This window comes from Achromobacter sp. JUb104 (genome assembly GCF_024806975.1).
GTDB lineage: Bacteria > Pseudomonadota > Gammaproteobacteria > Burkholderiales > Burkholderiaceae_B > Achromobacter > Achromobacter spanius.
Map to the genome: position 1 here is coordinate 321,896 of NZ_JANUEY010000002.1, position 12,573 is coordinate 334,468.

General features: G+C 66.0%; 11 protein-coding genes. 6 read left to right on the top strand and 5 right to left on the bottom strand.

All coding sequences use genetic code 11. From position 1 onward, the window contains the following. The first annotated feature begins 2 nt into the window (after positions 1-2). The 5 genes from urtE to M2361_RS13460 all read left to right on the top strand — a co-directional run bounded on the left by urtE (position 3) and on the right by M2361_RS13460 (position 6,088). Complete coding sequence (urtE, locus tag M2361_RS13440; RefSeq protein ID WP_100854755.1) at positions 3-701, top strand: urea ABC transporter ATP-binding subunit UrtE; 699 nt, start codon at positions 3-5, stop codon at positions 699-701. A gap of 106 nt (positions 702-807) precedes the next feature. Next, positions 808-1,245: a DUF2946 domain-containing protein gene (locus M2361_RS13445; protein ID WP_259249671.1), complete on the top strand. Its 438-nt coding sequence runs from the start codon at positions 808-810 to the stop codon at positions 1,243-1,245. Between the two features lie 231 nt (positions 1,246-1,476). Beyond that, positions 1,477-3,672, top strand: a complete 2,196-nt coding sequence (locus tag M2361_RS13450) for a TonB-dependent siderophore receptor (protein ID WP_259249672.1) — start codon at positions 1,477-1,479, stop codon at positions 3,670-3,672. Positions 3,673-3,695: 23 nt separating this feature from the next. Then, complete coding sequence (locus tag M2361_RS13455; protein ID WP_259249675.1) at positions 3,696-5,279, top strand: PepSY-associated TM helix domain-containing protein; 1,584 nt, start codon at positions 3,696-3,698, stop codon at positions 5,277-5,279. Positions 5,280-5,482: 203 nt separating this feature from the next. Beyond that, complete coding sequence (locus tag M2361_RS13460; protein ID WP_259249677.1) at positions 5,483-6,088, top strand: phosphatase PAP2 family protein; 606 nt, start codon at positions 5,483-5,485, stop codon at positions 6,086-6,088. Positions 6,089-6,137: 49 nt separating this feature from the next. On the opposite strand, the gene M2361_RS13465 is transcribed toward M2361_RS13460, so the two are convergent. The 4 genes from M2361_RS13465 to M2361_RS13480 form a co-directional block, all read right to left on the bottom strand. After that, entirely contained in the window at positions 6,138-7,121 is a 984-nt protein-coding gene (locus M2361_RS13465) for a tripartite tricarboxylate transporter substrate binding protein (RefSeq protein WP_259249679.1), read from the bottom strand. 67 nt (positions 7,122-7,188) lie between these two features. Next, entirely contained in the window at positions 7,189-8,274 is a 1,086-nt protein-coding gene (locus M2361_RS13470; protein ID WP_259249680.1) for a tartrate dehydrogenase, read from the bottom strand. 118 nt (positions 8,275-8,392) lie between these two features. Further along, positions 8,393-9,334: a YiiG family protein gene (locus M2361_RS13475; protein ID WP_259249683.1), complete on the bottom strand. Its 942-nt coding sequence runs from the start codon at positions 9,332-9,334 to the stop codon at positions 8,393-8,395. An 83-nt stretch (positions 9,335-9,417) separates the two neighbouring features. Continuing rightward, on the bottom strand, positions 9,418-9,972 hold the full coding sequence (locus M2361_RS13480) for a methylated-DNA--[protein]-cysteine S-methyltransferase (protein WP_259249684.1): 555 nt from the start codon (positions 9,970-9,972) through the stop codon (positions 9,418-9,420). 150 nt (positions 9,973-10,122) lie between these two features. Here M2361_RS13480 and M2361_RS13485 point away from each other — a divergent pair, with 150 nt between their 5' ends. Continuing rightward, entirely contained in the window at positions 10,123-11,571 is a 1,449-nt protein-coding gene (locus tag M2361_RS13485; RefSeq protein ID WP_259249687.1) for an AlkA N-terminal domain-containing protein, read from the top strand. 83 nt (positions 11,572-11,654) lie between these two features. Here M2361_RS13485 and M2361_RS13490 read toward each other — a convergent pair whose 3' ends face one another. Continuing rightward, positions 11,655-12,560 carry a LysR family transcriptional regulator gene (locus M2361_RS13490; RefSeq protein ID WP_259249689.1) on the bottom strand — a complete coding sequence of 302 codons (906 nt, stop codon included), beginning with the start codon at positions 12,558-12,560 and terminating at the stop codon, positions 11,655-11,657. Positions 12,561-12,573: the final 13 nt, after the last annotated feature.

The following is a 12,573-nucleotide window of genomic DNA, read 5'->3' on the forward strand; positions in this document are numbered from 1 at the left end:
AGATGCTGGACGTAAGCACGATCAACCAATACTACGGCGGCAGCCACACGCTGCGCGGCGTGTCGCTATCGGTGCGCCAGGGCGAGTGCCTGGCGCTGCTGGGCCGCAACGGCGTGGGCAAGACCACGTTGCTGAAATGCGTGATGGGCGTGTTGCCCGTGGCCAGCGGCAACATCGCGTTTGACGGCGCCGACATCACGCGCCTGGCGCCGCACCAGCGGGCCGCGCGCGGCATGGCTTACGTGCCGCAGGGCCGCGACATCTTCGCGCGGCTGACGGTGGAAGAGAACATCCTGATGGGCATGGCGACGAAGCCCGCCGCCCGCGCGCGCCGCATCAAGGAAGAAGTCTTCGAACTGTTTCCCGTGCTGAAGAGCATGCTGTCGCGGCGCGGCGGCGACTTGTCCGGCGGGCAGCAGCAACAGCTTGCGATTGCGCGCGCGCTGGTGGCAGAGCCCAAGCTCATCATCCTGGACGAGCCCACCGAAGGCATTCAGCCGTCCATCATCAAGGACATCGCGCGCGTCATCCACATGCTGCGCGAACGCGGCGACATCGCCATTTTGCTTTGCGAGCAGTACTTTGATTTCGCGCGCGAGCTGGCGGATCAGTTCGTCGTGCTATCGCGCGGGGAAGTGGTGGCCAGCGGCGACCGCAGCACCATCGATGGCGAGGACGTGCGCCGGCACTTGTCGGTATAGCCGAGGGCTAACGGAAACGCCATGAGGAAAAGACGCGGGCGGGCGTCTTAAGATTTCCTTGATACTGCGCGCGCATCGGAAAACTGCTCCGATATAATTCCGCTCCATGTGCTTCGCTACTTTCCTGACCCGCCCCAACCTGTGGATCGCGCTTGCCGCGATCCTGTGGGCGTCGTTGGCGCCGTCGCTAGCGCATGCCTTGAGCCTGTCGCCCGATAGCGATCACTTCCATCGCATCAGCGTTGAGTACTGCGCCAGCGAAGGGGAAGCCAGCGGCACCCTGACGCTGGAAGTGCCGCACAACGACTCGCATAACGACCTGCACGATAGCCCGCACGGCAGCAAGGCCGACGACGCCCATGGCGATCATCATTGCCCGCTGTGCCGCAACCCCCAAGCCGACGTGAGCATCCTGCCCGCGCCCGTGCCGGTGGTGCCCGTCCCCGTGGGCCGCGCCATCACCTACCCGCCGCTGTTCTTCCTGGCGGAAAACTCCCTTCATGCCTGGAGCGCGGTACAGCCGCGCGCACCGCCCGCAAACTGAGCGGGGCTTCGGTTGTTTGCCGCATGGGTTTTCCGACACGTCGGTTTCCCGTCATTGCCTGCGGCAGCGCCATGCGCCCACGCCATCGTCTTTCCTGACACGCACGACTAGCGGCTTTCGCCGCCAGGCTTAGCGCCGTCGACATCAGACCCTCGCGACTCGTCGCGCCCCGCTTATCCGAGGCGGCGCGCTGGATGCGCTCGCCCGTTTGCTCGTTTGCCGACCTCCGACATGAAACACACGACTCTCTACACCTTGCTGCTGGGCGCCATCGCCGGCAGCCCGGCCCTGGCCGCCGAACCCGCCGTGAAGACCCTGGCGCCCACCACCGTCTACGGCGCGGGCTACGCCGCACCCGCGCCCAATGGCGTGATCGACCTGGACGCCCACGACAACACCGGCAGCCGCCTGGGCCTGACCCTGCGCGAAACACCGGCCAGCGTCACCGTGATCTCGCGCGAGCAGATCGAAGCGCGCGGTTCCCTGAACACGCAGGAGATTGCGCGCGGCATTCCCGGCGTGGACAACGCCTCGCCCCCGGGCAACGCCGGCGCGGTGAGCTATCGCGGCTTCTCGGGCGGCCAGGTGTCGCAATTGTTCAACGGCATTTCCGTGCAGTACGACGCCATTGCCGGGCGCCCCATCGATAGCTGGATCTACGACCGCGTCGAAGCCATCGGCGGCCCCGCCACCTTTCTGTTCGGCGCGGGCGCGGTGGGCGGCGCCATCAACTACGTGACCAAGCTGCCCGAACGCGACACCTTCTACGACGCCCAGTTCCGCCTGGGTTCGTTCGACAGCCGCCAATATTCCATCGGCCTGAACCAGCAGTTGGCGGGCGATGCCGGCGGGCAAGGCCACTACCTGCGCATCGACGCCAACACCGGTTCCAGCCACGGCTGGGTCGACGGCAACCATAGCCGCGCCACCCAGGTGGCCGCGTCCTTGCTGTCGGACCTGGGCGCCGACGTGACCCAGACCTTCGCGTTTGAATTCCAGCGCGAACAGGTCGACCGCCCCTACTGGGGCACGCCGCTGAAGACCAATGCCAACGGCGTGGTGCAAGGCGAAGGCCACATCATGGATGGCACGCGCTTCAAGAACTACAACGTCAACGACGGCCTGTACGAGCAGTCGGTGCTGTGGGCGCGTTCCGTGACCGAATGGCGCGCGGGGACGAACCTGACGTTGAAGAACACGCTGTACCACTACCGCGCGGACCGCGACTTCCGCAACCTGGAAAGCTATCGCTTCAACGCCGACAACAGCCTGGTGCTGCGTTCGGGCGCGTTGCTGCAACGGCACGAGCAACGCCTGCTGGGCAACCGCGTCGAAGGGCTGTATCGCTCGTCCATCGCGGGCCTGCGCAGCGATTGGTCATTTGGCGCCGACATCAGCCAGAACAAGGTCACGCGCTTTCCCACCAGCCTGTCCGGCCAGGTGGACGCCGTGGACCCCTACGATTTTTCGGCGGGCGATTTCTACGACATTCCCGGCATGACGCGCGGCCACAAACCCGACCGCGAGAACCGCATCCGCACCTTTGCACTAACGCTTGAAAACCGCACGGAAGTGCTGCCGGGCGTGGCGATTGTGTCGGCGCTGCGCAAGGACTTTATCGACCTGGACCTGACCAACCGCCGCGCGGTCACCGCCACCTCGCCCGCCAGCGCGCAGCGCAGCTATTCGCCCTTGACCGGACGTCTGGGCGTGAACTGGGAGATCAGCCCGGAAGCGTCGCTGTACGCGCAGTACGCCACCGCGGCCGATCCCCCGTCGGGCCTGATGGCCACCGCGTCATTCGCCGACGTGTTGAACAACGACAAGCTCACCACCGGCACGCAGGCCGAAGTGGGCGGCAAGTTCAACTTCTGGGATGGGCGGGGTGCAGCCACCGTGTCGATCTACGAGATCAAGCGCAAGAACCTGGCGACGTCTGACCCCAACAACCCCGGCGTCAGCGTGCCGGTGGGTGCGCAGTCCGCGCGCGGCGTGGAACTGGCGGGCGGTTTGCAACTGACGTCCAAGCTGTCGCTGCAAGGCAACGTGGCCTTTGTGGACCCCAAGTACGACGACTTCACGCAGTCGGTCGGTGGCGGTTCGGTATCGCGCAACGGCAAGGTGCCGACCAACACGCCGCGCCGCCTGGCCAACGTGTGGGTGGACTACGCCTTCGTGCCCGATTGGAACGCCAGCGTCGCGGCGCGCTACGTGGGCCGCGCGTATGCGGACTCGGCCAACACGGTGTGGGCGCCGTCCTACACGGTGTTTGACGCGGCGCTGTCGCACCGGATCAACCGCAACGTGGACGCGACCTTCCGCGTGCGCAACCTGACCGACAAGGTCTACGCCGCGAACAGCAGCCCCACGATGTACTACCTGGGCGCGCCGCGTTCGGTGGAACTGACCTTGCAAATGCGGTTCTGACGAACGCGCTTAAGGGGAATGCCATGAGCGCCACGTCTACACGCCAAGCCACACCTAAGCCTGCAGGTACGCCCGCGATCAAGCCGGAAAGCAAGCCCGCCCGCCGCGCGGGGCCGCCGCTGTCCTCCCGCGTCAAGCGATGGCTCTACCTGACCCATCGCTGGGCCGGCATCGTGCTGTGCCTGTTCTTTGCCATGTGGTTTATTTCCGGCGTGGTGATGATGTACGTGGGCTACCCCAAGCTGACGCCGCAGGAAAGGCTGACGCACCTGGCGCCGCTGGATGCCGCCGCCATCGCCATCACGCCCGCCCAGGCGTTGGCGGCGGCGGGCGCCAGCGACACCACCGGCCTGAGCCTGGCCGCCACGCGGGCCGGCGCGCCGGTCTATCTGATGCCCGGCGCCCCGCGCACGGCGCCCAAGGTGGTGGATGCCGCCAGCGGCGCCCTGCTCCCGCCCGCTGATGCCGCCGTGGCCAAGGCGTCCGCGCTGGCGTGGTTTGGCGGCCAGTACGCCGCGCGCCACCAGGAGACGGTGGACGAAGACGTCTACACCCACTCGGGGTCGCTGGATGTGCACCGGCCGCTGCACCGCATCGACATGGATGACCCGGCGCGCACCCGGCTGTATGTCTCGTCGGCAACCGGCGCGGTGGTGCTGGACGCCAGCCGCAACGAACGCGCCTGGAACTACGCGGGCGCGTGGATCCATTGGTTGTATCCGCTACGCGGCAACGCGCTGGACCGCTGGTGGCACGACGTGGTGGTGTGGCTGTCGGTGGCTGGAGTGGTGCTGGCGCTGACGGGCACGGTCGTGGGCATCCTGCGCTGGCGCTTTTCGCGCCCCTACGCCACGGGCAGCCGTTCGCCCTACCGCGAACGCATGATGCGATGGCATCACATCAGCGGCCTGCTGTTTGCCGCCATCACCATTACCTGGATCTTCAGCGGCCTGATGTCGATGAACCCGTGGAAGCTCTTCACCAGCACGGCCGCGCCGCTTGCAGCCAATGCCTACGCCGGGCCCCCGGCCGACGCGCCGCTGGCGTCGCCGCGCGACCTGATTACCGCCCTGCCCAGCGCCCCGCGCGAATTGGTGTGGACCCGCGCGGCCGGGCAGGACGTGGCGCTGGCGCGCACCACCGTGGGCGCGCCGAGCGTGATGTCGGCCATCGATGCCACACCTACTGCGTTCGTGGAGAACGACTTGCGCCAAGCCGCCACGCGCTTGCTGCCGGGCGCCACGGTGCGCGAGGTCCAGGTGCTGACCCACTACGATTTCTATTACTACGCACGCGACGCGCACGCCATGCTGGGCCACGTGGAAAAGCCGCTGCCCATCTGGCGCGTGATCTACGACAACCCGCAAGCCACCTGGGTATACCTGGACCCGGCCACCAGCCAGATCGTGGGTCGGCAAGACCGCAGCAACCGGGTCAGCCGCTGGCTATTCTCGTTTCTGCACAGTTGGGACTGGACCGGCCTGTTGTCACGCCGGCCCATCTGGGACGTCTTGCTGATCGTCCTGAGCCTGGGCGGCGCGGCGTTGAGCCTGACGGGGGTTGTGATTGGGTGGCGCCGACTGGGCAAGAAGCTGGGCGGCGGATGAAGGCGCAGGATGAAACAGAACGATGAAGCAGACGTATCAAGCAGAAGGATGAAGCTGAAGTGTCATCCCGAAGCACGATCCAGGCGAATAGCGAAGCGCGTGTCCAGAAGTAAAAGCCCGCATTCAGCCGCATTTTGTAAGCGGACTGACGGGTAACCCCACTACCATCGCGACTATTGATTATTACGCTGCGATGACGTGTCATGAATGCTCTGGATGCTTTGAACCATGCCCTGTTTCTGTCGATCAACGCCGACCCGGCCACCGCCGCCTGGCAGATCCAGGCCGGCTTGCTGCTGGCCAACCGACTGATCCTGTTCGTGCCGGGCGCGCTGGTGGCGATGTGGCTATGGGGCGGGCAGGCGCAACGCAGCCTGGCCCTGAAGGCGCTGACCAGCATTGGCGTCGCGTTGTTCATCAGCTACCTGTGCGGCGCGCTGTGGCCGCAGCCGCGGCCCTTTGTGCTGGGCCTGGGCCATGCGTTTTTCCCGCACAAGGCCACCTCGTCATTCCCCAGCAACCACACCATCATCATCGCCACGTTTGCGTTCGCGCTGATTTGTGACCGGCGTTGGGCCGGCTGGGGTTGGGCGGCGCTGCTGGCCGCCGTGGTCGTGGGCACGTCGCGCGTGTACCTGGGCGTGCACTTTCCGCTGGACATCGCGGGCGGCCTGATCCTGGCGCCCATCGTGGCAGCGGCCACCGCCGCAGTGTGGAACCGCGTCGGCGGGCCGCTGACACTGGCTGCGCAAGCCCTCTACCGCAAGCTGCTGGCCATGCCGATTGCGCGCGGCTGGATCCGCGCGTAGCGGCTTCAATTGCCGACCGAGCAGCGGACCGAGCAGCGAACCCGCAAGCTCAGTTGATCGCCACGTTCGCGTCCTTCACCAGCTTGGCGTAGTTGGCCGTATCCGTGCCGATGCGGGCGCGCATCTGCTCCGGCGTGTCGCCGATGGGCACCGCACCAATCTCGGCCATGCGGCGCGAGAAATCGGGCGACTGGATGATCTTCACCATCTCGGCGTTCAGCCGCGTCACCACGTCCTTGGGCGCGGCGGCCGGCGCCAGCACGCCGAACCAGGTGCCCATGTTGAAGGGCTTCAGACCGGCCTCTTCCATCGTCGGCACGTTGGGCAGCGCCTCTGAACGCTTATTGGTGGTAACCGCCAGCGCCCGCAGCTTGCCGCTTTGTATGTGCGCCAGCACGGGCGTGATGGTGTCGAACGACATATCGATCTGCCCGCCCAGCAGGTCCGTCGTCAGCGGCCCGCTGCCCTTGTACGGCACGTGCAGCAGCTTGACGTGACCTTGTTGCTCAAACTGCGCGCCAATCAAATGCTGGCCGGTGCCCATGCCGTTGGACCCGAAGGTGAGCTTGCCGGGCGCGGCCTGCGCCAGTTTCAACAAGCCTTGCACAGTGGTCGCGTCCAGCTTGGGGTTGACCACCAGTACATTGGGCACCAGCGCCACCGTGGTGACCGGCGCGAAGTCCTTCTGGAAGTCGTAATGCAGGCTCTTGTAGACGCTGGTGGCGATGGTGTGATGCACCGCACCCATCAGCAAGGTGTAGCCGTCAGGCGCGGCCTTGGCCACGTAATCCGCGCCCAGGGTCGAGCCCGCGCCGGGCTTGTTTTCCACCACCACCGGCTGGCCCAGGCTTTTGCTTAGCTCCTGGCCCAGCGCGCGCGCCAGCACATCGGTGGTGCCGCCCGCCGGAAACGGCACCACCAGGCTGATGGGCTTGGCGGGGTAAGTCTGTGCAACGGCCATGCCGCCTGCCAGCGGCAGGCTGAACAGGCACGCGAACGCCAACGCGCGCGCGCGGGAATTTTGCTTGGACATGCTTGTCTCCTTGGACTACGAATGAACTTCGCTTCTTGTTGTATTGCCGGCCAGGCGCCCTCCAGCGCTATGCCGCTTTCACTGCCCTGCCCTGCGCCAGCCGCGCGCACACTGCGGCCGTGACTTCTTCGGTGGTGGCGTTGCCGCCCAGGTCGCGCGTGTGCAGTGCGGGCGTGCCCGTGACCTGTTCTATGGCTTGCATCAAGCGTGCCGCCGCATCCGTCTCGCCCAAATGCTCAAGCAGCATCACCACCGACCAGAACGTGCCGACCGGATTCGCCAGGCCCTGGCCCATGATGTCGAACGCCGACCCGTGGATGGGTTCGAACATGGACGGGTAACGGCGTTCGGGGTCGATGTTGCCGGTAGGCGCAATGCCCAGGCTGCCGGCCAGGGCCGCGGCCAGGTCGCTGAGGATGTCGGCATGCAGGTTGGTGGCGACAAGAGTGTCCAGCGACGCGGGCCGGTTGACCATGCGCGCGGTGGCGGCGTCCACCAATTCCTTGTCCCAGGTCACGTCCGGAAATTCGCGGCTGACTTGCAGCGCGATCTCGTCCCACATCACCATGGCATGGCGCTGCGCGTTGGACTTGGTGACGACGGTAAGCAGCTTGCGTGGCCGTGATTGCGCCAGCTTGAAGGCAAAGCGCAGGATGCGTTCGACCCCGGCGCGCGTCATGATCGACACGTCGGTCGCGGCTTCGATGGGATGGCCCTGGTGCACGCGCCCGCCCACGCCGGAGTATTCGCCTTCGGAGTTTTCGCGCACGATGACCCAGTTCAATTGCTCGGGCGTGCAGCGCTTGAGCGGCGCGTCGATGCCGGGCAGGATGCGCGTGGGGCGCACGTTGGCGTACTGGTCAAAGCCCTGGCAGATCTTCAGGCGCAAGCCCCACAGGGTGATGTGGTCGGCAATGTCGGGGTCGCCCGCCGAGCCGAACAGAATCGCGTCTTTGTCGCGCAGGGCGTCCAGGCCGTCGGCCGGCATCATCACGCCGTGCTGGCGGTAGTAGTCGCCGCCCCAGTCGAAATTCTGGAACTCGAAATGCAGTCCGCCTTCGTCGGCCAGGGCCTGCAAGACGCGCTGGCCGGCTGGAATGACTTCCTTGCCGATGCCGTCGCCGGGGATGGTTGCAATGCGATAGGTCTTCATGGCCGACAGGGCTCCTTGCTGATAAGGGTCTGTCGGCAATGTACCGAGCGCCGCGCGCCGTGCGCGCAGCGCCATTCACAACATCTTCAACTTCAGGTTGAAGATGTTGTGCCGGGGATCAGCAGCGGCTGACGTTCAGGTTGTTGATCAGGTTGTTGAATGTCTGACGCAGGCTGTAGGCGTCGTCGACGATGGTGGGGCGCATCATCTTGAAGGCGCCCGTGCGCGCGGCGTCTTCCTTGTAGCGGCCGCTTTCCGTGTGTTCCAGCACCTTGCGTCCCGCCGCCAGGAAGGCGTTGGCTTGCATCATCGTGCTGGCGCAACCCTTGGGATCGGCTTCGCGGGTCTTCTTGTCAAAGCCCAGCGCCATCTCGTTGAGCTTGTCCAGGTCTTGCTTGAAGGCGTCCTTCTTGTCGCCCAGGCCCGTGCCGTCAAAAATGCCGGTCGCCTGATTCAACGTCGACTTGCCGTAATACACCATGCCGGCGCGGTAGTAGGCCACCGTGTCCTTCTTGGCCTTTTCAAACGCTTCCTTGGTGTTGGCGGTGTCTTTCACGGAAATGCCGTGGTAGAAAGCGCTTTCCGCCTTGGCCGCCTCGGTCAGCGCGGCCACGTAGGCCGGGCTTTTCTCGCGCGCCAGCGCGCCGTTGTCCGACAGGAAGGTCTTGGCGGCGGCGTAGTTCTGCAGGTCGGTGCTAAGCGGGGCCAGCTTGCCCAAGGCTTGCGCAAAGTCCTTGGCGGCGGCGTCGATCTCGGGAATGGCGGGCTGCATCGCCAAGGCCTTTTCCAACTTTTCCTTGGTGCGCAACACCATGATGTCGTTGCCGATGACGTAGTCCTTCACGGGCTTCTTGTCGGCCAGCTTGGGCACCATGTACTGCTCGTACTGGTCCAGCGTTTCTTCAAACGACTGGTTGATACTGTTGGCCGTATCGACGTACTGGTTGTACTTGACGATCTCGGCCTGGGCGGTGCTGGCTTCGGCGGTTTTCGCTTCCGGCTTGGCGTTGTCGTCGCCGCACGCGGCGAGCATCAACGTGGCGGCTAACAGGGCGGACATGCACAAGGGGCGCGACATAAACATCTATTCTCCGAAAAAGGGAACGCATCATATGCCGCCGCCATCGTTAACACGCTACAAAGTCATTCAAACCTGTCACAAGGGTTTGCAAAGCGCGACCACTTCTGTTCATGGTCCAACAACCAGCGCTTGCGGTGCAGGCCGCCGCCATAGCCCGTCAGCGACGCATTGGCGCCCACCACACGATGGCACGGTACGACAATGCCGATGGGATTGGCGCCGTTGGCCAAGCCAACCGCCCGCACCGCCGTCGGCCGCGCGATGCGCGTGGCAAGGGCGCCGTAGCTGATGGGCGCGCCGCCGGCAATGCCGCGTAACGCTTGCCAGACCTGCCGCTGAAACGGGGTGCCGGCGGTTGCGACCTCAAGCTCGTCGACGGGCCGTAGCTCACCGTCGAAATACGCAGCCAGCGCCTGCCGGGCCGGGGAGGCTGACGAAGCATCGCGCAAGACAATGGCGTTTTTGCCGTACTGGCGGCGCAGCAGCGTATGCATACGGCTTTCGTGGTCTTTCCAATCCACCGCGCGCAGCCGATGCCTTGCATCGGTCACTATCAGCATCAGGCCGATGGGGGTGGGCGCGCGTTCAAGCAAAAAGACTTCAGGGTCGGCAGTCATCGGGCAGGATCCGGTTGGAGCACGAACATGCGGCCACGATAGCCGCCCGGGACGGCGGCAGGCTGGCGGTTTTCGGACAGGAATGTCATTGGCACAACAAGGTCCGAAAACCGCTAGATCCGCGCGCGATGGCAGCGCTAGCATGGCGGCATGAACCTTGACCACGACGCCTGCTACCGCGCGATCAGCGTGCGCGATGCCCGTTACGACGGCCGCTTCTTCACCGCGGTGAAGACGACGCGCATCTATTGCCGCCCCGTCTGCCCAGCCCGCACGCCGCTATCGCGAAACGTCACGTTCTTCGGCAGCGCCGCCGCCGCGCAAGAAGCGGGGTTTCACCCTTGCCTGCGCTGCCGGCCCGAAACCGCGCCCGAACTGGGGCCATCGCGCGACCTGCCCGACAGCGTGGCGCGCGCGCTGACGCTGATCGAGGCTGGCGCGTTGGATGAAGCCGGCATGGATACGCTGGCCGCCAGGCTGGGCGTGGGCGAGCGCCAGCTACGCCGCTTGTTCCGCCAACATCTGGGCGCGTCCGCCGTGACCGTGGCGCAGACCCGGCGCGTGCTGCTCGCCAAGCAACTGATCCACGAAACGCACCTGCCCATGGCCGACATTGCGTTTGCGTCCGGCTTTGGCAGCATCCGCCGTTTCAACGAGAGTTTCCTGGCGCTGTTTGGCCGGGCGCCGGGCGAGCTGCGGCGGTCCGCGCAACCCGAAAGACCTTTCGCGCCGCAAGGTGACATCAAGCTGCTGCTGCGCTACCGCCCACCCTACGACTGGCAGGCCATGCTGGGCTTTCTGCGCCTGCGCGCCATTCCTGGCATCGAGCGGGTGGACGGCGACCGTTATTCCCGCACGATCAGCCTGGATGGCATGCAGGGCACGATCAGCGTGCAGCCCGGCAAGGGCAACGCGTTGCAGGCCACGGTGCGCGTGGCGCGCGTGCACGCGTTGCCGGCCATCATTGCGCGGATCCGGCGGGTGTTTGATCTGGGCAGTGATCCAGTGGCGCTTGCCGCGCAGTTCGCGCACGACCCGATACTGTCCGCGTTGATCGCCGCGCGCCCCGGCCTGCGGGTGCCGGGCGCGTGGGACGGCTTTGAATTGGCGATGCGCGCCGTGCTGGGCCAGCAGATCACGGTGTCGGCGGCGATCCGGCTGGCGGGCAAGCTGGTGGCCGCGCACGGCGCCTTGCTGGCACAGCCGGAGGACGGGCTGACGCATGTGTTTCCCACGCCCGAGGCGGTGGCGCCCGCCGAGCTGGCCGTGCTGGGCATGCCGCGCAGCCGCGCGGCCACCTTGTCCGCCGTGGCGGCGGCAGCGGTGGCGGACCCGAATTTGTTCGAACCCGGCAGCAGCCTGGACGACGCCGTCTCGCGGCTGCGCGCCATCCGGGGCATCGGCGAATGGACGGCGCAATACATCGCCTTGCGGCAACTGCGTGAACCCGATGCGTTTCCCAGCGCGGACATCGGCCTGATCCGGGCCTTGGAAAAATTGGAATCGCGCGCCTACACGCCCAGGCAACTGCTGGCGCGTGCCGATTCATGGCGGCCCTGGCGGGCCTATGCCGCGCAGCATTTGTGGTCGGCGGGATGAGGGCTTAACCGCATTGGGGCTTAACCGCATTGGGGCTTAACCGCATCGGGCCTGAACCGCATCCGGGCTGAACCCCATCCGGCCTACCAGCGCGCTTGCGTGTCCTGCTGGAAATAGCCGACCAGGAAGTCCACGAAGATGCGGACCTTGGCTGATAGATGATGGCGTTCCGGGAACACCGCGTAGATGTCCGCCTGCGGCAGCGCGTAGTCTTCCAGCACGCGCACCAGGCGGCCGCTGCGCAGGTAGCGCGCCAGATCCCATTCGGCACGCTGCAAGATGCCCAGGCCCGCCAGGCCCCAGGTCAGCGTCACTTCGCCGTCGTTGCTGCTCAGCGCGCCGCGCACCTTCACGGTTTCGCTGCGGCGCCCCTTGGTGAAACGCCACAGGCTGTAAGCATCTTCGTTTTGCCGCAGCACGATGCACTGATGGCGCGCGAGGTCGTGCGGCGTGGTCGGCACACCATGCGTCTTCAGGTAGCCGGGGGACGCGCACACCAGCCGGCGGTTGGGCGCGATCTTGCGGGCGATAAGACGTGTATCGGGCAGGTCGCCAAACCGGATCGCCACATCGAAAGCGTCGCGCACGAAGTCGGCGGGGCTGTCGGTCAACTGCAATTGCAGCGTGACGTCGGGATATTTCTGCGCGAACTCGGCAATGGCGGGTGCGATGTAGCTGCGGCCAAAACCCAGCGGCGCGTTGACCTTCAGGCGCCCGCGCGGGCTGTCCTGGCGACTGGCGATAAGCTGATCCAGGTCTTCGATTTCATCCAGAATGCGGCGCGCGCTTTCCAGGTAGACCTCGCCTTCGGCGGTCAGGCTCAGGCGCCGGGTGCTGCGGTTGAACAAGCGCACACCCAGCCGCGCCTCGATCTGCGCAAGCCGTTTGCTGACGGCCGCCGGGGTCACGTCCAACTGGCGGGCAGCGGCGGACATGCCGCCCGCGCGCGCCAGCTCAACCACCAATTGCAGTTCGCTGGAGTGCCCCATGGCTAGCGGCCGG